This window comes from Microbaculum marinisediminis (assembly GCF_025397915.1).
Classification (GTDB): Bacteria; Pseudomonadota; Alphaproteobacteria; order Rhizobiales; family Tepidamorphaceae; genus Microbaculum; species Microbaculum marinisediminis.
The window spans coordinates 100,117-118,871 of sequence record NZ_JALIDZ010000002.1 but is presented as its reverse complement, the minus strand read 5'-3'; the positions used below and the strand labels follow the sequence as shown (position 1 = coordinate 118,871).

Here is an 18,755-nt window from a genome sequence, read left to right as displayed (position 1 = left end):
TAAATTAGCGGGCCCGGCCCGAGGGTTTCGAGGCGGACCGGCCAGAGAGGGAGTGAGCTATGAACGAGACGACGGGCCAGTCGGCGTCGTTGACGCCCATGCAGTATCTCGATCGCGCGATGGGAGCCCTTCGCGATATCGGTCTGGTACCGAAGGAGGGCGAGGAAGCGCCGATCGTCGCGCTGCTGAACAAGATCTCCGATCTTGCGCCGGAGAAGACCGTGATCATCGCCCGGACCCTGCAGCAGGCCTCGTTCTTCAACGAAGTGGTGCGCGAGCAGATCGCCGCGATGAACATCGGCGAGCGCTACGACGACATCACCCAGTCGTTCGATTCCATCCGCGACGATGCAAAGGGGATGGTAGATCAGCTCGCCGACGGAACGATCAGTTCCTGGGAGCGGGTGCAGAACGTCTGGATGAAGGTCAGCCGGGGCGATATTGCCGACCGGTTCGAGGACATCAGGAAGACCTATCTGGACGTCGCCCGCGACACCAAGGACCAGATCGAGCGCGAGCACATCATCCAGGAAGCCTACAGCGATTTCCGCGGCGCCCTGAAGAACGCCGAGGTGCTGGCGCTGGAGGTTCTGAAGGCTGCCGAGGAAAAGCTCGATGCGGCCAGGAAGATACTGGAGGACGCCTCGGCCAAGGTCGCGGCGGCGGCCGACGTGGAGCCCGCCGAACGCGCGCGCCTCGAACTCGACCGCGACGAGAAGATGCGGGCGATGCAGGACGAGGACAAGCGCTACCAGGTCGCCAAGGACCTCTCCGACAACCTGACCATCGGCTACAACACCTCGGAAGTGGTGATGGCCCGCCTGATGCAGACGACCAATGCGAAGGAGCGGGTCTATCAGCAGGCGATCAGCTTCTTCTCCACCAACGAGACGGTGCTGACCGCGCTGAAGGCCTCGTTCACCGGCCTGTTCGGCCTCAACGAGTCGACCAAGACGCTCGATGCGATGAAGGAGGGCGTGTCCAAGAGCCTGGAAACGCTTGGCGAGATCGGCAATCAGGTGCAGGAAGCCGCGCTGAAGGCAGGCTACGGTCCGACGGTGCGTGCCGACGCGGTGAAGAGCCTTGTCGATTCGGTGATCGGCTTCCAGGAGCGGTCCACCGAGATCATCACGGAAATGCGCAAGCTCGCCACGCAGAACTCCGAGGAGATTCGCGATGCGGTTGAGGACGGCAAGCGCCGGCTCGCCAAGCTCGCGGCCGAGGGAAACGCACTGGCGTGACGAACCGAACCCGGTTTGAGGTAAGTTGAAGGCCTCGGCGGACCGGACTGGGCGCAATGGCTGATCCTGCACCGAAACAGAAGCGACCGCTCGAAGAGGTCATGCTCGCGATGGACGTGGTCGACACGTTGCGCCATCGCGAGAACCTCGTCGCGCGCGAGCTGAACGAGGAGGAGCGCGACCGTCAGCTCATCGCGCGGCTGCGCGAGATCTATGCCTCGCAAGGCATCGAGGTAACGGACGCTATCCTGGCCGAGGGCGTCGAGGCGCTGAAGGAGCAGCGCTTCGTCTACACGCCGCCCGAGCCGAGCTTTTCCGTTTCCCTGGCAAGGCTCTACGTGCGCCGCCACGCCTGGGGCAAGGCGGCGCTCGGCATCGTCGCCGCGGTCGCGATCGCCTGGGGCGCTTGGCATTTCCTCGTGACCGTTCCCGCCGAGCAGCGTGCCGAAGCGCGGCAGATCGAACTGACGCAGACGTTGCCGAAGCGGCTCGAGACATTGTCCGCCGCGATCGAATCCGGATCGCAGGCGCCCGAAGCCAGCCGGATGGCCCAATCGATCAGGGCCGACGGCGACAGGGCCCTCGCCGAGAACGATCTCGACGGCGCCCGGTCCGCCGTCGCCCAGCTTGAGGATCTGCGCGGTCGGCTCGATCAGGAATACGTCCTGCGGATCGTCTCCCGCCCCGGTGCGACCTCAGGCCTGTGGCGCATCCCGGAAGCCAATCCGGATGCTCGCAACTACTACCTGATCGTGGAGGCGCTGAACCGCAGAGCACAGCCGGTGACGGTTTCCGTCACCAACGAGGAAACCGGAAAGGCCGAAACCGTGACGCAATGGGCCGTGCGCGTGCCCGAGACCACCTTCAACAGCGTGCGCCGGGACAAGGAAGACGACGGCATCATCCAGGAAGACATTCTCGGCGCCAAGCGCCGGGGCACCCTCGAACCCGATTACGCCATGCCGGTCAGCGGCGGCGCGATCACCGACTGGTAGGCGGGGAGCGGGATGTCGAAGGGCCGCAAGACGCTTGAGCGTATCGATCGTGAAATCGCCGGATTGCGCCGCGAGGAGCAGAAACTCGCCGGCGAGATTTCCCGGATGGCCGAGCGGATCGCAGCGCTGCGAGAAAAGGAAATAGCTGCCTTCCGCGAGTTGGCGGCCTTCCGACTCGGTCAGGACGGTGACGCCGCGCTCGGCGGCCGGCTCGACCGTGCGCAGGCCGAGATCAGGCGTCTCAGGGCGGCTCGGGATACCGCGCTGGCCAACCTCGCCCAGGAGATAGAGGTGGCCACCGCGGAGATCGAGGCTCTGGAAGCCGACCGCGACCGCCTCTCCCGCAGCATCACCGACCTGCGCGCGCAGATCGACGCGAAGGACGCGGAACTCCTCGAAACGCTGAAGGACGACGCGAACTACCTGGAGCGCATCGCCGCCGTCGAAACCGCCGAAAAGGTTGCCGTCGAGGCGGAGCGCAAGGCGGAACTCGCCAAGGACGACCGTATCGAGAAGGGGGCGCCCTACGAAGCCGACGCGCTGTTCATGTATCTGTGGAAGCGCGGCTATGGCACCTCGGACTATAGCGGCCGGGGGCTGACCCGCATGCTCGATGCCTGGGTCGCGCGGCTCGTGCGCTATCACGGTGCCCGGCCGAACTATCACATGCTGCTGGAACTTCCCGAGCGCCTCGGCGAGCATGCGGTGCGATCGCGCGAGGCGGCCGAGGACAAAGCCGGGCGTCTCGTCGCATTCGAGAGGGAAAGGCGGGGCGAGGCCGGCGTTCTTGCGCTTGACGAGACCGTCGATGCCGACGAGGCGGAGCTTGCCAAGGTAGCCGACCGGCTGAACGAGTTGATAGCCGCGCGCACGGCGCTCCAGACCAAGAGCGCGGCCGTCAATCGCGGCGAGGACGAGGCGTCGCGGTCCGCGATCGACGCGATCGTCGGTGCCCTGCAGGACACGAGCCTGAAGCAGCTCCACCGCGCCGCGCTGTTGACGCCCGATCCCACCGACGAGCGGCTTGTCGAGACGATCGACGATCTGCGCGACGACATCGAGGATCTGGAGCACGATCTCGACCGCCGCCGCAAGGTCGAGCGCGATCTCGAGAACAAGCTCGGCGAGTTGCAGGAGGTCCGCGGCCGTTTCGTCGGCGAACGCTACGACGACGACCGCTGGGAATTCGACGACGACATGGTCGAGGATTTCCTGAAGGAGCTTCTGCGCGGCGTCATTTCCGGGGCGGCCGTATGGGCGGAAATGCGTCGGCGCGGCAAGTATTCCGACGGCCCGTCTCGTCCCGGCCCCTGGGGGCATGCCCCCGGCGGGGGCTCGATCTTCAAGCCGCGCCGGTCGGGCTCGTCGGGCGGTTTCGGCCGCGGCGGCTTCGGTCGCGGCGGTTTCCGCACCGGTGGCGGTTTCGGCGGTCGCGGCGGCTTCCGCACGGGCGGGAAGTTCTAGGTTTCCCGGAGATAGATTACCGCAATGCCCGAGTGGCCCGCGCCGCAGGCGCTGGATTCAGGCCTTGCCGACCCGCTTCGAGACCACGTGTCGCCACAGGAACGGCATCAACCCGATCGACAGCGCGATGCGCGCAATATGGTGGCTCGTGATGAAGGCGACGCCGATATTGAGCGACAGAGCGATCAGGCTCATCTCGGTGACGCCGCCCGGCGCATAGGCGAGGATCAGGGCGGCGAGCGGCTCGTCGACGAACTGCGACAGGGAGAAGGCCGCGGCGACCGTCATCGAGAACATGATCATGGTCGCGAAGATCGCCGCGACCATCAGCTTGCCGGCGGCCTTGATGGAGACGCCTGCGAAGCGCGCGCCGAGCGCGGAGCCGACGACGATCTGGGCGAATATGATCAGCCAGACGGGCGGGCTCGCCACGGTGATCTCGGTGGCGTGCAGGATGGCGCTGAGCGCCAGGGGGCCCGAGATCTGTGCGCCGGGCAGGCGGATGAGCCTGCCGCCGAAATAACCGATCACGGCGCAGCCGCCCAGCAACACCAGGTCGCGCAGTTCCATCGTTGCGCTCCCGCCCGGTACAAGGCTCGCCGGTCCGGTCGGCGAATAGATGTGCCGCATCAGGAAGGGCAGGGCGATCACGGAGATCAGGATACGGGAAAAATGGATGAGCGAGATCGTCCGCGCGTCGCCGCCCTGGCCTTCGCCGATGATCGCCATGTCGATCAGGCCGCCGGGGATCGAGGCGAAATAGGAGGTTGCCGGATCGAACCGGTAGACGCGCCGATAGAACTGATAGACGAGCCCGGACGTCACCACGATGTAGACGACCAGGGCGGACAGCGTGATCCACCATTCCCGCATCCCGGCGACGACGGCCGGCGTGAAGCCCGAGCCGAGCATGACACCGATGATCGGCACCATAGTGGTGCGGAGCCACATGGGCACGTGCACGCCGTGGCCGTTGAGCTGGATCCCGGCGATGCCGATCAGGCCGACGACGAGCATCGGTCCCATCATCCACGGTAGGGGCAGCCCGGCTTCGAACGCCGTCCAGCCTGCCGTCGCGCCGACGGCGACGGTGGCGAGCGTTTTCACGGAAACGATCAGATGCCCGGTGGCGGCCATGAAGCGGGCGTTCGACAGACGGTGGGAGCCATGGAGACGGTTTAGACGTCGGGAGTGCCTGCGACAATCTTGCCGTGCCGCAAGGCAGTCATGCGAAAAGGATAGGCGGCCGGGGCGCCGGCGCTTCAGTCGACCCGCAATTTGTCGTCCATGCCGACCTGCGGCGTTTCTTCCTCCGCCGCTTCCCCGGCCGGCACCTTTCCCCTGATCGGCGGGAAATCGGCCGCGGTGATCGTCTCCCTTTCGAGCAGCAGCCGGGCGCCGGCATCGAGGTCGCCGCGCCGCTCGGTCAGGATCCGGATCGCCTCCTGGAACGCAGTGTCGACGCGCGTCTTGACCGCGACATCGATCTCGCGGGCGGTTTCTTCCGAGTATTCGCGCGTCTGGAAGGCGCCGTAGGCTTCGCCGAGGAAGGCCTGGCGTTCCTCTTCATAGACGACCTGTCCGATTTCGCCGGCCATGCCGAAGCGGGTGACCATGCGCCGGGCGATATCGGTCACCTTGGCGAGGTCGTCGGCGGCCCCCGTGGAGATCTCGTCGAAGACGATGTGCTCGGCGGCGCGCCCGCCCATCAGCACCGTCATGCGGTTCTCCAGGTCCGCCGTCGATTGCAGGAATCGGTCCTCGGTCGGCCGCTGGATGGTGTAGCCGAGGGCGCCGACGCCGCGCGGGATGATCGAGACCTTGTGCACCGGGTCCATGCCGGGCAGCGTGGCGGCGACGAGGGCATGGCCCATCTCGTGATGGGCGACGACGCGCCGCTCATGCTCGTTGAGCACGCGGCTTTTTTTCTCCAGCCCGGCGATGATGCGCTCGATGGCGTTGGTGAAGTCGGCCATCGTCACCTGGTCGCCGCCGCGGCGGGTGGCCAGAAGGGCCGCCTCGTTGACCAGATTGGCGAGATCGGCGCCGGTGAAGCCCGGCGTAAGCGCCGCGATCTGGTCGAGCGAGACATCCTCGGCGAGGACCTTCACCTTCCTGATGTGCACCTGAAGGATCGCCAGCCGGCCGGGCCTGTCGGGCCTGTCGACCAGTACCTGCCGGTCGAAGCGGCCGGCGCGTAGAAGCGCCGGGTCGAGGATTTCCGGCCGGTTGGTCGCCGAGAGCAGCACGATGCCTTCCGACGGATCGAAACCGTCGAGCTCGGCCAGAAGCTGGTTCAGGGTCTGCTCCTTCTCGTCGTGCCCGCCGAGGGCGCCGCCGGCGCTACGCGCGCGGCCCAGTGCGTCGAGTTCGTCGATGAAGATGATGCAGGGCTTGGCCTTGCGTGCCTGCTCGAACAGGTCGCGGACCCGCGCGGCCCCGACGCCGACGAACATCTCGACGAATTCGGAACCGGAAATCGAAAAGAACGGAACACCGGCCTCGCCGGCCACCGCGCGGGCGAGCAGCGTCTTGCCGGTGCCGGGCGGGCCAACCAGCAGGATGCCCTTGGGAATGCGCGCGCCGAGCCGGCCGTAGGTCTGCGGATCGCGCAGGAAGGCGACGATCTCCTTCAGCTCGTCCTTGGCCTCGTCGACGCCGGCGACGTCCTTGAAGGTCACCTTAGTGTCGCGCTCGACATAGACCTTGGCCTTGGACTTGCCGACGGTCATCATTCCGCCGAAGCCTTGCTTGTCGGCAAAGCGGCGGATGAAGAAGGCCCACAGGCCGAACAGCAGCAGGACCGGCAGCACCCAGGACAGGAGGTTCGACAGGAACGTGTCCTCGACCCGTCCGTCGAATTTGACCTGATACTTCTCGAGCTGTTCGGCGACGGCCGGGTCGACCCGGTTGGTGATGAAATAGGTGCGACCGTCCTGCGGTTCGGCGAACTTGCCGAACAGTTGCTCCTTGCGGACCTCGACCTCCGCGATCTTGCGGTCCTTCAGGTACTGTTCGAATTCGGAATAAGGGATCGCCTCGACCGTCTTCCAGGTCGTGTACCAGCCCTGAAACAGGAGCAGGAGCGCGAGCGCGATAAGCGCGTACCAGAGATTGATCTGGTGCTTCTTTTCCAGCTGAGCCATGCCGCTGCCCGATCCCGGCCGATGGATCACACTGGTCTATTACAAGCTCGCCCGCCCGTCACCCCGCCCGTCACCTCGCGCGAGCCGTGACCGCCCGCTTCCGGTGGCTTTGGAGGGGCAATAGGCCTGGGCCGGAAGTCGAAGTGCGCGGCGTCTTCCTTAGGGGCAGGTATGGGGACTGCGGCCCGTGTTGAATCGGATTGTGAAGACGATGGCGGCGGCGAACCTCCGGAATCGATGCTTTAACGGCGCGGACTATCCGATTCATCCGACTCGCCTTTTCCGGATTGTCGCCATTGTCGGATTGAATCGGCTTCTCAGCAGCTTGAATCAATCTGTGAAGTGACTCTGTTGCCGGGCATGCCGTCCCTCGCATAGCCTCTTGTGGCCAGCAGGGGGGAGGGCAAGGCCCATGTCCGAACGAGCCGTAGCGCAAGCAGACCATACCGTCGACTACGATGCCCTGATCGATGTGATGCGCCGGCGCCGCAGCGTGCGCCGGTTCGAGAAAGGGCGGCAGATCGACCGGGACACGCTGATGCGGATCGCCGAGGCCGCCCGCTGGGCGCCGACCGGCGCCAATACCCAGTGCTTCGACGTGCTGATCGTCGACGATCCTGACATGCGGGACAAGGTGCTCGAAGTCTTCCTGCGCCAGTCGAACCGGCTGATCGCCCACGTGAAGGGCTTCCCGGCGGTCAAGAAGACCTATTTGGCCAACACGGTCGCCATCGTCGTCGTGCTCGGCGATCCACGCTGGAAGGCGTCGTTTCCGAATGCCACGGATTCGGACTGGGAAGACGAGTACCACGCCAACAACGAGAACATCCTGCTCGCCTCGATCGGCGCGGCGATCCAGAACGTCCAGCTCGCCGTCACCGCGTGTGGGCTGACGTCGGCCTGGCTGTCCGGCGGCGGCGAGGCGACGACCAATCGCGAGCTGTCCGACCTGCTCGGTTATCCCGACCCGCTCATTGCCTACGGAACGATCCCGATCGGCTATCCCGAGAAGGACGTTTCGCTGCGCTGGCGCAGGCCGGTCGAGCAGATCGTCCACTGGAACGGTTACGAGAAGGACAAGCTCCGGCCGCAGGAGCTGGTCGATTTCTATGTCGAGAAGCTGCGCCCGTTCGCCATGTATCGGGGTGTTGAGGAGATGCGCGACTGGGAGGACTTCGAGGAGAAGGCCGGCGAATGGGCGGATGCGCTTACCGGGCCGACAGTCGGTCCCCGTGGGAAGGATCGATAGCGGTGGCGCGTAGCGACGAGGACCTGTCCGGCTGGACGATCCGGCCGCGCCCCTCCCGCGAGCCGATGCGCGGCCGGCTCGTCCGGGTCGAGCCGTTCGACATCGGCACCCATGCCGCCGACCTGTTCGAGGCCTATCGGCGCGATACGGAGGGGGCGCTATGGGCCTATCTGCCCTACGGCCCCTTCGCCGACATCGACGCCTATCGCGAGCATGCCCGCACCGTGATGGCGGGCGACGATCCATACTTCCATTCGATCGTCGATCTGTCGACGGGCAAGGCCGTCGGCGTCGCCAGCCTGATGCGCATCGTTCCCGAGCATGGCGTGATCGAGGTCGGCCATATCTGCTATTCGCCGCTGCTCCAGCGCACCCCGGGCGCGACGGAGGCCATGTATCTCATGGCCAGCCGCGTCTTCGACGAACTCGGTTATCGGCGCTACGAATGGAAGTGCAACGATGCCAACGCGGCGTCGAAGCGCGCGGCCGAACGGCTCGGATTCAGTTTCGAAGGAATTTTCCGCAAGCACCTGGTGGTAAAGGAAAAAAACCGAGACACCGCCTGGTTCTCGATCACCGATGACGAATGGCCGCGCCTGCGCGAGGCATTCGAGACCTGGCTCGATCCGGCGAATTTCGACGACAAGGGGAACCAGCGCCGCAGCCTGCAGTCTCTGACCGCGATGGCGCTGGATGCCGCGAAGAGCGGCTAGGACCGCTCACGGATATCCTCGGCTTCGGCCTCCCACATGGCGCGGACCAGCTTCCAGATGCCCCACAGGTTGAAGGCGGCGATAAGCAGGCCGGCGACGAGGTCGGGCCAGCGCTGGGCGAAATCGGAAATGGCGAGTGCGGCGACGATCACGCCGAGATCGGCGACGAAATCCCAGCGCGTCTGCCGCCAGGTCCAGCGCACGTCGTCGTCGCCCACATCCATCACCCTGAGCCGCAGCGCGGTGATGACGTTCACCGCCAACGATATGGCCGCCACGGCGATCATCAGCCACGGATTGGGCAGTCGGCCGACGCCGAACCGGGTGAAGCCGATCCAGACGATCCAGAGGAAGGCGAATGCCGTCAGGGCGGCGACGATGACGGCGGCGAGTCGGTAAAGGCGCCGGTCGCGGCCTGCGAGCACCAGCGCTGAGCCGGCGCTCAGGCCGTCGCGCAGGGAATCGATGGCGATCGCCATGACGGCGACGGAACCGATGAGCAGGGCGACGAGCGCCTCGAAGCCGGCCAGGACGAGGCTGGAGATCGCCGCGAACCGGAGCGCGCTGGCTTCCTCGACGGTGGCCGGCGCGAGGAAACCCTCGCCGCGGGCGCCGGGCGGTACCGGCTTTTGATCAAGGGGATCGATGTCAGGGATCACGATGTCGAGCTTCCTCGAACGAGCATAGGTGATGGTTGGCCTCGGCGGTTGCGCCGCGCGCGCGGACACAATAACGCTTCTGAGGTGCCGGCAGAAAGACCGGCGGCAGACGGAGGAAATGATGACTGGAAGGCTCAAAGGCAAGACCGCGTTCGTTACAGCCGCCGCGGCGGGTATCGGCAAGGCCACGGCGATGGCCTTCGCCGCCGAGGGCGCAGCGGTGATTGCCACCGATATCGACGAGGCCGGTCTTTCCGCGCTTTCGGACGGTGGGATAGCGCGAACCCTGCGCCTCGATGTGCGCGATACCGACGCGGTGACCGCCGCCGCCGAGTCGGTCGGTCCGGTCGACATCCTGTTCAACGCCGCCGGCTTCGTGCATCACGGCACCGTGCTCGACTGCTCGGAAGACGACTGGGACTTTTCCTTCGACCTCAACGTCAAGGCGATGCACCGCACGATCCGCGCGTTCCTGCCGGGCATGCTGGAAAAGGGCTCGGGCTCGATTGTCAATGTGGCCTCGGGGGCGGGCTCTGTGCGCGGTATTCCGAACCGTTACGTCTATGGCGCCAGCAAGGCTGCCGTGATCGGCCTGTCCAAGGCGGTCGCCGCGGATTTCATAAAGCGGGGCGTTCGCTGCAACGCGATCTGTCCCGGTACCATCCAGTCGCCGTCGCTGGACCAGCGCATCGCCACGCTGGCTGCGGAGACAGGTCAGGACGAGACGGCCGTGCGCCAGGCGTTCATCGATCGCCAGCCGATGGGGCGGCTCGGCACGGCCGAGGAGGTCGCCATGCTTGCGGTCTATCTTGCCTCCGACGAGTCGTCCTACACGACAGGCCAGATCCATCTCGTCGACGGTGGCTTCGCGCTCTAGGAGAACGGTCATGGATATCCTCATCACCGGTGGCGGCGGCATGATCGGCCGCAAGCTTGTCGAGAGACTCGCCCGCGACGGCACTTTGAACGGCCGGAAGATCGATCGCGTCACGTTGCAGGACGTGGTCGAGCCGGTGGGGCCCGCGGACGCGCCGTTCGCCGTCGAGACCCGCGTCACCGATTTGTCGGCTCCCGGCGAGGCGGACACGCTGCTCGAGAATACGCCGGACGTGATTTTCCATCTCGCCGCCGTGGTGTCCGGCGAGGCGGAGACCGACTTCGACAAGGGCTACCGGGTCAACCTGACCGGCGTCCTGAACCTGCTGGAGGCGGCGCGCCGCGCCGGAAACGTCCCGCGGATCGTCTTCGCCAGTTCGATTGCCGTCTACGGCGCGCCGTTCCCCGAGCCGATCCCGGACGATTTCTTCCATCAGCCGCTGACCTCGTATGGCACCCAGAAGGCGTGCGCCGAGCTGCTTCTGGCCGACTACACCCGCAAGAGCCTGGTCGACGGCATCGGTATCCGCCTGCCCACGGTCTGCATCCGGCCCGGCAAGCCCAACAAGGCGGCGTCGAGTTTCTTCTCCGGCATCCTGCGCGAGCCGCTTGCCGGCGTGGACGCGGTCTGTCCGGTGGACGAGACGGTGCGCCACTGGGTCGCCAGCCCCCGTGCGGCGACGCAGTTCCTTATCCACGCCGCCGGTCTCGACGGCGACAAGGTCGGCCCGCGGCGCAACCTGTCGATGCCGGGCCATTGCGTATCGATTCGCGAGATGCTCGATGCCCTGCGCCGCGTGGCCGGCGACAAGGTCGCGGACCGCGTGACGTTCGTGCCCGACGATTTCATTCGCGGGATCGTCGCCGGCTGGCCGCAGAATTTCGCGACGGATCGCGCGCTTTCGCTCGGGTTTGAGGCCGATCCCGACTTCGATTCGATCATCCGTTATCACATCGAGGACGAGCTCGGCGGCAAGGTCGCCGATTGATCTGGCGTGGGGGCGGCGTCTAGGTTCTCCGCCCTGACCATACGCAATCTCTACCGAACGCAATCTCTGGAGATATCAATGGCGACGATCCTGCAATTCGATTTCCCCTATCCCGGCCCCTGGGGCGCGGACGGCGCGAAGGCGCTCAAGGATTTGGCCGACAGTATCGCCGCCGAGCCCGGCCTGATCTGGAAGGCGTGGACGGAAAACGAGGCCGAAGGCATCGCCGGTGGCATCTACTATTTCAAGGACGAGCCGAGCGCGCTCGCCTACAAGGACATGCACGCCGCACGCCTCGCCTCCTTCGGCATCAAGGACATTCGGGCGAAGGTCTTCGACATCAACGAAGGCCTCTCGGAGATCACCCGGTTCAAGAACGCCTGAGTAGAAGGCCGCGCGAGACAAACGATGAGCTGGCCGGATCCCGGTATCATTCGCGCCCGGCACGGGGTGCCGGCGGGCTACCGGGTCCACGGCCACGCCATCGTCTCCGCCGATGATTTCATCGCGGGGGTCGACGGTCTGACGCCGCCTGCGCTACGCAACGAAGCCGACTGGCGCCGTTTCCAGGCCGCCCTCAACGAAGCGACCGTGACCGTTCTCGGCCGTCTCGGTCACGAGGCCAATCCGAACTACGCGCGCCGCCGGCGCCTGGTGCTGACGCGACGGATACAGACCCTGGAGATAGGGGAGGGCTGCTGGTGGTGGAATCCGGCCGGCATGCCCCTTGCCGAGGCGTTGCACGAGGTCGCGCCCGGCGGCGGCACGATCGCGGTGCCCGGCGGCCAGCCGGTCTTCGATTTCTTCCTGGCGGTCGGCTATGACGCCTTCGATCTGGCGCGCGCCGAAGACGTCGTCCTGGGCGAGGGGACCACAGTGTTTTCCGGTCTGGAGCCCGGCAGGACGGCGAACGACGTGTTGCGGGACGCCGGCCTCGTCGCCGATCCGGCCGAGGTCCTCGACCCCGCGGCAAACGTAACGCTGACGGTCTGGTGGAAGACCTGACGTCGCCGGGGCGCGGCCTTCTTCTAAGGCGGCCGGCTACACGCGTGGCCGGCTACTCGGATTGCGAAAGCACCAACGGGTCGCCGTTGGCCGAGATTCCCGTGAAGACCGACTTCGCCTCGTCGTAGTTCATCTTCGCCAGCACCCTGCCGCCGTCGTTCAGGAACACCAACTCGTGGGGCACGTCGATGCGCCACTTGGTGGCCTGGCCCAGCGCCGGATTGATCCCGCTGCATTCGGCGCCGCCATCGAGATGGCGGCCGCCTTCGACCTCCGCGTCGCCGAGTATGAGCTGGCAGGTCTCCCCTTCCGTACCGAGGGCCCACGGGCCTTCCGTCAGGTCCATCTGTCGGACATCGATTTCCGCGGCCGTGCCGGGCGTGGCGCAGAAAAGCGTTGCGAGCCCGAGGGCCGCGAGGGAGGCGAGCGTCTTTCGCATCAGGGTTTCCTTCAGTCCCGCAGGGGTGTTTCCACGACCGGCGTCAGCGGCTTTCCGGTCTCGAAGTAAGACTTGAGATTGTCCACGCACAGCTGACCCATCTGGTTGCGCGTGTGGACCGACGCCGAGCCCACATGCGGCAGAAGCACCACGTGTTCCATCTCGATCAGGTCTGCCGGCACGTGTGGTTCGTCCTCGAACACATCGAGTCCCGCCGAGAGGATCGTGCCGCTCTTCAGCGCCTCCACCAGGGCCTTTTCGTCGACCACGGAGCCGCGCCCGACATTGATCAGGATACCGTCCGGGCCGAGGGCGTCGAGGACCTCGGCGTTGATCATGTGATTGGTCGCGGTGCCGCCCGGTGCGACCGACAGCAGGATGTCGACGTCGCGCGCCATGTCCACCAGATTGGCGTAATAGCCATAGGGGACGTCCGCCTGCTCGCTGCGGCCGTGATAGACGACAGGCACCCTGAAGGCGTCGAGCCGGCGGGCGATCGCCTTGCCGATGCGGCCGAGACCGACGATGCCGATGCGACGGTCGCGCAGCGAAGCCTTGGTGAGCGGGAAGGGACCTTCCGTCTCCCAGCGCCCGGCGCGCAAATAACGTTCGGATTCGGACAGCTGGCGCACGGTCATCAGCAGCAGGCCGAGTGTCGTGTCGGCGACTTCCTCGGTCAGCACATCCGGTGTGTTGGTGACGTAGATGCCATGCGCGCCGGCCCATTTCGCGTCGACCGTGTCGTAGCCGACACCGAAATTCGAGACGATCTTGAGGTTGGGCAAGCGGCTCATCAGGGGGCCGTCGACGGGCGTGTGCGGGCCGACAGCGATCGCCTCGATCTTGTCGCTGATCTCGCCGATCATCGCGTCGGCGTCCTCGGCTTCCCACAGCCGATGCACTGTGTAAGCGGCGTCGAGCTGCTCCATCACCATCCGCATCATCGGGCCGGTCATCAGGAGATGGCGTTTCGTCATCGTATGTAGCCTTCTTGGTTGCGTACACGTCCGAAGAGGAGCCTAGCCGTTTGTCCGGTTCTAGGAAATTCGCCCCGAAAGGCAAAGTGTTTGTCGCCTATTGCGGGGCTTTGACGGCACGTTCGCGGAACAGCAGATAGAGGCCTGAAGCGACCACGATGCCCGCCCCCAACAGGTTGGCCGTCGTCGGTACATGGCCGAACACGGCGAAGCCGAACAGGGTCATCCAGATGATCTGCACGTAGACGAACGGCGAGAGGATGGCGGCGGGCGCATAGCGGTGCGCGGTAATCAGGAAGCCGTGTCCGACAAAGCCGAAGACTCCCGTGCCCGCCATCAGCGCAACGGAAAGCAGATCCTGCGGCCAGACCCACACGAACGGCATGGCCGGCAGAAAGGCCAGCGTGCCCACGAGCGAGGCGTAGAATTGCTGGGCCCTGTTCGAATCGGTCGCCGCCAGGATGCGGGTAACGATGGCATAGAGTGCGTAGCAGCAGCTCGCCGAGATCGAGTACAAGGCAGCCCAATGAAAACCGGCGGTGCCCGGTTGCGTCACGACGAGAACGCCGGCGAAACCGAACAGAACCGCGGCCCAACGGCGCGGGCCGATCCATTCGCCGAGTATCGGGCCGGCAATGATCGCCACGAGGAACGGCGAGGAGAAGAAGATCGAGACGGTCTCCGACAGCGCCAGATAGCGCAGCGCCATGAAATTGCCGAGCGTCGAGCCGAACAAGAGCAATCCGCGCACGATCATCAGGACCGGGCGCTTGGTACGCCACACCGAGGGCAGATTGCGTGGCCCGACGCCACCGACCGTCAGCAGGAGATGGCCGAGGAAACGAACGAAAACCACCTGAATCGCGGCGAATTCGGCGACCAGCAGCTTGGCGCAGGTATCAAGCGCGGAAAAGCAAAGCCCCGCAACAATCATCAGCAGGATGCCGCGCAGCCTCAGCGATTGCTCGTCGGCATCGGACAGGACCGTCACGGCGCGACCGGCCTGTTACGCGTCAAGGAAGGTGATGTCTGCAGGCGGGGCACTGGACCGGATCCACACATCGTTCGCGCGAAGCACTTTCCGCACTTTGCTATTCCGACATCGGATGCGCAAAGGTCAATCGGTTTCGCGGTATGGTTGGGGCGCGAACAATGCATACGTCGTGGGCGGGGCGAGCGCGTTTCCGATCGGCAACCAACAACTGCTTGTGGGATGGCTGCGGAAAGGCATAGAACGCCCCCAGTGGAGCATTGTTGGGGACGAACCATGGCACAGGCCTCGTCGGGCACCCGGGGGCGACGCAAATCGGATGCCGCCGCGAAAGACGCCGCGGCTGAGGATCGGTCGCAGCGCGAGCGCGCCTTCGGCGAGATCCGGCGGCGGATCCTTGAGAACGAATTGCCGGCCGGCGTCCAGATGCTGGAAACGGAAGTCGCCGACATGCTCGGCATGAGCCGCACGCCGGTGCGCGAGGCGCTGATCCGTCTTGCCGAGGAGGGGCTCGTCGAAATCCGTCCCCGCCACGGCATGCGCGTCAGGCCGGTCTCGCCCGACGACATGCGCGAGATCTACGACGTCTTGACCAGTCTCGAGGCGACCGCCGCCTCGCTCGCCGCCGCGCGCGGCCTGCCGCCGGCCGAGTTGGCCGCGCTGGACAGATCGGTGGCCGACATGGACAAGGCGCTCAAGCGCGAGGATCTGAAGGCCTGGGCCAAGGCGGACGAGCGCTTCCACGATCTGCTGGTGGCCGGGTCCGGCAACAAGCGCTTGGGCGATATCGTGGCGACCATGCGCGATCAGGCGCACCGGGCGCGGATGTCGACGCTGATGCTGAGGCCGCTTCCCACCGAATCCAACGAGGATCATCGCGCCGTCGTCGAGGCGATCCGCGACCGTGATCCCGAAGCCGCATTCGCGGCGCACCAACACCACCGCAAGCGCAGCGGCACGATGCTGGTCGAGCTGTTGACGCGACTCGGGCTGGGCGCGCTCTGAAGACCTGGGCGCGCTCTGAAGACGAGGTGCCTTAAGGGCGGTCTCCGTCCATGAACATATGCCATTGGCGTTCGCCGATATCGCAGGGAACCCGTGGCGATGCCGCCGATGTCCGGATCAGTTTCGGCCGCTGCGTACCGGCGATCTCCAGGACCAGCTTGTTGCGAATGGACTCGGCGAACTCGGACGCCGATCGGACGGGAAGCGAGAAGGCGCCAGGCCCGCCGATCACGCAATCCTCGTAGTAGATGTCGAGCTCGGTCAGGTCGAACAGCGACAGCGGTCCGTCCGGGTCGGGCACGAAGGGCAGCCCATTGATGGTGATGCCCTGGGAGATCACCGTGTCGCGCGCGAGATCGGCGCGGCTCCCCTGATTGTTCGGCCCGTCACCGGACACGTCGATGACGCGACGCAAGCCCCGGTAGCCGTTGTTTTCGAACAGCTTGCCGGAAAAGATCAGCGCGCCGCTGATCGACGTGCGGCGCAGGCGGGCGATCGGCGCTTCCGCCAGCAAGGCTGACATCTCGGCCGCCGCCGCCTTCCCGTCGATCTGCAGCCAGTTAATCGTCACGTATTGCGAGATCGCGCCGGCCCATTCGACATAGGCCACCGCTATCTTGCCGTGTATCCCCTGTTCGATGGCGTTGATGACACGCGGATCGAGGAACGCCTTGACGTAGCCTTCGCGCTGCAGCGCCTGTTCGTCGAGATCCATGCTCAGCGACACGTCGACGGCGATGACGAGTTCCAGGTCGACGGCGGTCTCGTCCTGCGCCCATGCGGGCTCCGGCGCGACAAGACCCGTCGCGGCGAAAAGGCACATTGCCACGGCCATAATCGTTTCGATCCGGCCTCGCGATCGCATGGGAGGTCAGAATAGGCCAACGGGGTGCGGAGCGCATTCACGAATTGGCGACCCGACACAAGGTCTCCTCTTGCCGAGGCGGGAATAGCCGGGAACACTGGCGCGAAACGGAGGAATCGCATGCGCGACGCGCTGTTCGCCAGTATCGAGGCGAAGACCGACGAACTCGTCGAGCTGACCCGCAACCTCATCCAGATCCCGACGATCAATCCGCCGGGCGAGGACTACGAGGATTGTGCCCGACTGATCGGTGAGCGCATGCGCGCCCGCGGGTTCGATATCGCCTATGTTCGCGGCGACGGCACGCCGGGCGATTCCGATCGCTATCCGCGCGTGAACGTGGTGGCGCGCCGCGAGGGCGGGGCGCCGGGCTCGTGCGTCCATTTCAACGGCCATACGGACGTCGTGGAAGTTGGCAAGGGCTGGACCGTCGATCCTTTCGCCGGGGTGGTGAAGGACGGCAAGGTGTTCGGTCGCGGCGCCTGCGACATGAAGGGCGGCATCGCCGCCGCGATCATCGCGGTCGAGGCCCTGATCGAGACGCGCCCGGACTTCCCCGGCGCACTGGAGATTTCCGGCACCGTCGACGAGGAGACCGGCGGCTATGGCGGCGTCGCCTATCTTGCCCGGCAGGGCTATTTTTCGAAGCCCCGCGTCGACCATGTCATCATTCCCGAGCCGCTCAACGTCGACCGGGTCTGCCTCGGCCACCGCGGCGTCTGGTGGGCCCAGATCGAGACGCACGGCCGTATCGCCCACGGCTCCATGCCCTTTCTGGGCGACAGCGCCATCCGCCACATGGCCGCCGTGCTGGAGCGCTTCGAGCACGATCTCTATCCGCACCTCGCCTCCAAGCGCACCGACATGCCCGTCGCGCCCGAAGGCGCGCGTCAGTCGACGATGAACATCAACTCGATCCACGGCGGCCTCGGCGAGGATTTCGACGGCTGGCCCTCCGCCGTCGTCGCCGATTCCTGCCGCGTCGTCGTCGACCGTCGCTACCTGATCGAGGAAACCTACGACGAGGTGAAGGGAGAAGTCGTCGACTTGCTCGAGCGGCTGAAGCGCGACCGCAAGAATTTCCGTTATGATCTCAAGGAATTGTGGTCGGTGCCGCCGACCATGACCGACAAGGAGGCTGCCGTGGTGCGGGCCGTCGCCTCCGAGATCGAGACCGTGCTCGGCAAGCCGGCCGATTACGTCATCTCGCCCGGCACCTATGATCAGAAACATGTCGCCCGCTTCGGCCACCTGCACGACTGTATCGCCTACGGGCCCGGGATCCTCGATCTGGCCCACCAGCCCGACGAATATGTTGGCATCGACGACCTGGTCGCCTCCGCCAAGGTGATGGCGGCATCGGCCTGGGCGCTGCTGACGGGGGAGGTGACGTGACGGGTTGCGGTCGATTGCGTGGTAAAAGGAAGCTTCCGGCTATTCCGGAGAAAGGGATTCGGTGATGGCCGAACGATCGAAACAGACACGAGCCCAGGCCGAGGTAGCCTTTCGCAAGGCACAGAAAGCCGAACGGGACAAGGACAAGTCGTCCGCGATGCAGGAGTACGAATCCGGCATCGAGGCCACGCGCAAGAAGACAGCGCGATTGAAGGAGCTGCGCCTGGCCAAGGAAGCGGAGGACGCGAAGGCCGCGGCAAAGGGCGCTGCGAAGAAGAAAAAGCCGGCGCCCAAGGGCTGATCGACCTGTACGGCAAGAAAAAACCCGGCGATCGATGATCGCCGGGCCTGTATCGGTTCGCGAACCCGCGATGTCTGATCAGACAGTCTGCAGGTCGGACGCGGCGGATTTGCCGCTGCGCCGGTCGGTGGTGACTTCGAAGGAGACCTTCTGTCCCTCGACCAGGGTGCGGATGCCGGCGGCTTCCAGCGCGGTGGCGTGGACGAATACGTCCTTCGAGCCATCGTCGGGCTGGATGAAGCCATAACCACGGTCGGTGTTGTAGAATTTTACGGTACCAGTAGCCATTGAGAATTTTCCTGAAAACAAGAGCACGCGCGAGCGAGCCCGAGCCACGTGACGATCACACGGCCTTCCGTCCGAACTCAGCGATGACTTGGAGGAACCCCGTTTGGTGGGGCAGGACTGCAAGGCAGGCTGCAAGTCGAAGTGCGAGACGTATAGT

At 65.6% G+C, this 18,755-nt stretch carries 20 protein-coding genes; 12 read left to right on the top strand and 8 right to left on the bottom strand.

Annotated features, from left to right (window positions below):
- Positions 1-59: 59 nt before the first annotated feature.
- Genes MUB46_RS03895 through MUB46_RS03885 form a run of 3 tightly spaced genes read left to right on the top strand, consistent with a single transcriptional unit; the run spans position 60 to position 3,700 of the window.
- Positions 60-1,241, top strand: a complete 1,182-nt coding sequence (locus MUB46_RS03895; protein ID WP_261614569.1) for a cell surface protein — start codon at positions 60-62, stop codon at positions 1,239-1,241.
- Positions 1,242-1,297: 56 nt separating this feature from the next.
- Entirely contained in the window at positions 1,298-2,236 is a 939-nt protein-coding gene (locus tag MUB46_RS03890; protein WP_261614568.1) for a DUF6384 family protein, read from the top strand.
- 12 nt (positions 2,237-2,248) lie between these two features.
- On the top strand, positions 2,249-3,700 hold the full coding sequence (locus MUB46_RS03885) for a coiled-coil domain-containing protein (protein WP_261614567.1): 1,452 nt from the start codon (positions 2,249-2,251) through the stop codon (positions 3,698-3,700).
- A 57-nt stretch (positions 3,701-3,757) separates the two neighbouring features.
- Here the strand turns inward: MUB46_RS03885 and MUB46_RS03880 are convergent, their stop codons facing one another.
- A complete protein-coding gene (locus MUB46_RS03880; RefSeq protein ID WP_261614566.1) occupies positions 3,758-4,837 on the bottom strand; it encodes an AbrB family transcriptional regulator in 1,080 nt (359 codons plus the stop codon).
- A gap of 125 nt (positions 4,838-4,962) precedes the next feature.
- Positions 4,963-6,846, bottom strand: coding sequence for an ATP-dependent zinc metalloprotease FtsH (ftsH, locus tag MUB46_RS03875; RefSeq protein ID WP_261614565.1), 1,884 nt, complete (start codon positions 6,844-6,846; stop codon positions 4,963-4,965).
- A gap of 412 nt (positions 6,847-7,258) precedes the next feature.
- Between ftsH and MUB46_RS03870 the strand changes: the two genes are divergently transcribed.
- Together MUB46_RS03870 and MUB46_RS03865 are read left to right on the top strand one after the other, a co-directional pair.
- Positions 7,259-8,095, top strand: coding sequence for a nitroreductase family protein (locus MUB46_RS03870; protein WP_261614564.1), 837 nt, complete (start codon positions 7,259-7,261; stop codon positions 8,093-8,095).
- 2 nt (positions 8,096-8,097) lie between these two features.
- Positions 8,098-8,808 carry a GNAT family N-acetyltransferase gene (locus tag MUB46_RS03865; protein WP_261614563.1) on the top strand — a complete coding sequence of 237 codons (711 nt, stop codon included), beginning with the start codon at positions 8,098-8,100 and terminating at the stop codon, positions 8,806-8,808.
- On the opposite strand, the gene MUB46_RS03860 is transcribed toward MUB46_RS03865, so the two are convergent.
- On the bottom strand, positions 8,805-9,467 hold the full coding sequence (locus MUB46_RS03860) for a cation efflux transmembrane domain-containing protein (RefSeq protein ID WP_261614562.1): 663 nt from the start codon (positions 9,465-9,467) through the stop codon (positions 8,805-8,807). The genes MUB46_RS03865 and MUB46_RS03860 overlap by 4 nt on opposite strands.
- Positions 9,468-9,588: 121 nt before the next feature.
- Between MUB46_RS03860 and MUB46_RS03855 the strand changes: the two genes are divergently transcribed.
- The 4 genes from MUB46_RS03855 to MUB46_RS03840 all read left to right on the top strand — a co-directional run bounded on the left by MUB46_RS03855 (position 9,589) and on the right by MUB46_RS03840 (position 12,337).
- Entirely contained in the window at positions 9,589-10,344 is a 756-nt protein-coding gene (locus MUB46_RS03855) for an SDR family oxidoreductase (RefSeq protein ID WP_261614561.1), read from the top strand.
- A gap of 10 nt (positions 10,345-10,354) precedes the next feature.
- Positions 10,355-11,332: a D-erythronate dehydrogenase gene (gene denD, locus MUB46_RS03850; protein ID WP_261614560.1), complete on the top strand. Its 978-nt coding sequence runs from the start codon at positions 10,355-10,357 to the stop codon at positions 11,330-11,332.
- 78 nt (positions 11,333-11,410) lie between these two features.
- On the top strand, positions 11,411-11,716 hold the full coding sequence (locus MUB46_RS03845) for a monooxygenase (RefSeq protein ID WP_261614559.1): 306 nt from the start codon (positions 11,411-11,413) through the stop codon (positions 11,714-11,716).
- 24 nt (positions 11,717-11,740) lie between these two features.
- A complete protein-coding gene (locus MUB46_RS03840; protein ID WP_261614558.1) occupies positions 11,741-12,337 on the top strand; it encodes a dihydrofolate reductase family protein in 597 nt (198 codons plus the stop codon).
- A 52-nt stretch (positions 12,338-12,389) separates the two neighbouring features.
- Here MUB46_RS03840 and MUB46_RS03835 read toward each other — a convergent pair whose 3' ends face one another.
- From MUB46_RS03835 to MUB46_RS03825, 3 genes are all read right to left on the bottom strand, one after another.
- Positions 12,390-12,776: an AprI/Inh family metalloprotease inhibitor gene (locus MUB46_RS03835; RefSeq protein ID WP_261614557.1), complete on the bottom strand. Its 387-nt coding sequence runs from the start codon at positions 12,774-12,776 to the stop codon at positions 12,390-12,392.
- An 11-nt stretch (positions 12,777-12,787) separates the two neighbouring features.
- On the bottom strand, positions 12,788-13,753 hold the full coding sequence (locus MUB46_RS03830; protein ID WP_261614556.1) for a 2-hydroxyacid dehydrogenase: 966 nt from the start codon (positions 13,751-13,753) through the stop codon (positions 12,788-12,790).
- Positions 13,754-13,850: 97 nt separating this feature from the next.
- Positions 13,851-14,744, bottom strand: a complete 894-nt coding sequence (locus MUB46_RS03825; RefSeq protein ID WP_261614555.1) for a DMT family transporter — start codon at positions 14,742-14,744, stop codon at positions 13,851-13,853.
- A gap of 276 nt (positions 14,745-15,020) precedes the next feature.
- On the opposite strand from MUB46_RS03825, the gene MUB46_RS03820 reads away from it, so the two are divergent.
- The gene (locus tag MUB46_RS03820) at positions 15,021-15,749 is read left to right on the top strand and encodes a GntR family transcriptional regulator (protein WP_261614554.1); all 729 of its coding nucleotides are present in this window, start codon (positions 15,021-15,023) and stop codon (positions 15,747-15,749) included.
- 31 nt (positions 15,750-15,780) lie between these two features.
- Here MUB46_RS03820 and MUB46_RS03815 read toward each other — a convergent pair whose 3' ends face one another.
- Positions 15,781-16,584, bottom strand: coding sequence for a DUF1194 domain-containing protein (locus MUB46_RS03815; RefSeq protein ID WP_261614553.1), 804 nt, complete (start codon positions 16,582-16,584; stop codon positions 15,781-15,783).
- Between the two features lie 150 nt (positions 16,585-16,734).
- Here MUB46_RS03815 and MUB46_RS03810 point away from each other — a divergent pair, with 150 nt between their 5' ends.
- Both MUB46_RS03810 and MUB46_RS03805 read left to right on the top strand, forming a co-directional pair.
- On the top strand, positions 16,735-18,009 hold the full coding sequence (locus MUB46_RS03810; protein WP_261614552.1) for an acetylornithine deacetylase/succinyl-diaminopimelate desuccinylase family protein: 1,275 nt from the start codon (positions 16,735-16,737) through the stop codon (positions 18,007-18,009).
- Between the two features lie 64 nt (positions 18,010-18,073).
- Entirely contained in the window at positions 18,074-18,310 is a 237-nt protein-coding gene (locus tag MUB46_RS03805) for a hypothetical protein (RefSeq protein WP_261614551.1), read from the top strand.
- A 78-nt stretch (positions 18,311-18,388) separates the two neighbouring features.
- Here the strand turns inward: MUB46_RS03805 and MUB46_RS03800 are convergent, their stop codons facing one another.
- Complete coding sequence (locus MUB46_RS03800; protein ID WP_261614550.1) at positions 18,389-18,598, bottom strand: cold-shock protein; 210 nt, start codon at positions 18,596-18,598, stop codon at positions 18,389-18,391.
- Positions 18,599-18,755: the final 157 nt, after the last annotated feature.

Bases quoted from the DNA above. Each gene is read 5' to 3' on its own strand.
- MUB46_RS03845 (WP_261614559.1), top strand. From the start codon at position 11,411: ATGGCGACGATCCTGCAATTCGATTTCCCCTATCCCGGCCCCTGGGGC.
- MUB46_RS03895 (WP_261614569.1), top strand. From the start codon at position 60: ATGAACGAGACGACGGGCCAGTCGGCGTCGTTGACGCCCATGCAGTAT.
- MUB46_RS03885 (WP_261614567.1), top strand. From the start codon at position 2,249: ATGTCGAAGGGCCGCAAGACGCTTGAGCGTATCGATCGTGAAATCGCC.
- MUB46_RS03805 (WP_261614551.1), top strand. From the start codon at position 18,074: ATGGCCGAACGATCGAAACAGACACGAGCCCAGGCCGAGGTAGCCTTT.
- MUB46_RS03800 (WP_261614550.1), bottom strand. From the start codon at position 18,598: ATGGCTACTGGTACCGTAAAATTCTACAACACCGACCGTGGTTATGGC.
- MUB46_RS03880 (WP_261614566.1), bottom strand. From the start codon at position 4,837: ATGGCCGCCACCGGGCATCTGATCGTTTCCGTGAAAACGCTCGCCACC.
- MUB46_RS03835 (WP_261614557.1), bottom strand. From the start codon at position 12,776: ATGCGAAAGACGCTCGCCTCCCTCGCGGCCCTCGGGCTCGCAACGCTT.
- MUB46_RS03815 (WP_261614553.1), bottom strand. From the start codon at position 16,584: ATGGCCGTGGCAATGTGCCTTTTCGCCGCGACGGGTCTTGTCGCGCCG.
- MUB46_RS03890 (WP_261614568.1), top strand. From the start codon at position 1,298: ATGGCTGATCCTGCACCGAAACAGAAGCGACCGCTCGAAGAGGTCATG.
- MUB46_RS03840 (WP_261614558.1), top strand. From the start codon at position 11,741: ATGAGCTGGCCGGATCCCGGTATCATTCGCGCCCGGCACGGGGTGCCG.
- denD (WP_261614560.1), top strand. From the start codon at position 10,355: ATGGATATCCTCATCACCGGTGGCGGCGGCATGATCGGCCGCAAGCTT.
- MUB46_RS03820 (WP_261614554.1), top strand. From the start codon at position 15,021: ATGGCACAGGCCTCGTCGGGCACCCGGGGGCGACGCAAATCGGATGCC.
- MUB46_RS03830 (WP_261614556.1), bottom strand. From the start codon at position 13,753: ATGACGAAACGCCATCTCCTGATGACCGGCCCGATGATGCGGATGGTG.
- MUB46_RS03855 (WP_261614561.1), top strand. From the start codon at position 9,589: ATGACTGGAAGGCTCAAAGGCAAGACCGCGTTCGTTACAGCCGCCGCG.
- MUB46_RS03810 (WP_261614552.1), top strand. From the start codon at position 16,735: ATGCGCGACGCGCTGTTCGCCAGTATCGAGGCGAAGACCGACGAACTC.
- MUB46_RS03870 (WP_261614564.1), top strand. From the start codon at position 7,259: ATGTCCGAACGAGCCGTAGCGCAAGCAGACCATACCGTCGACTACGAT.
- ftsH (WP_261614565.1), bottom strand. From the start codon at position 6,846: ATGGCTCAGCTGGAAAAGAAGCACCAGATCAATCTCTGGTACGCGCTT.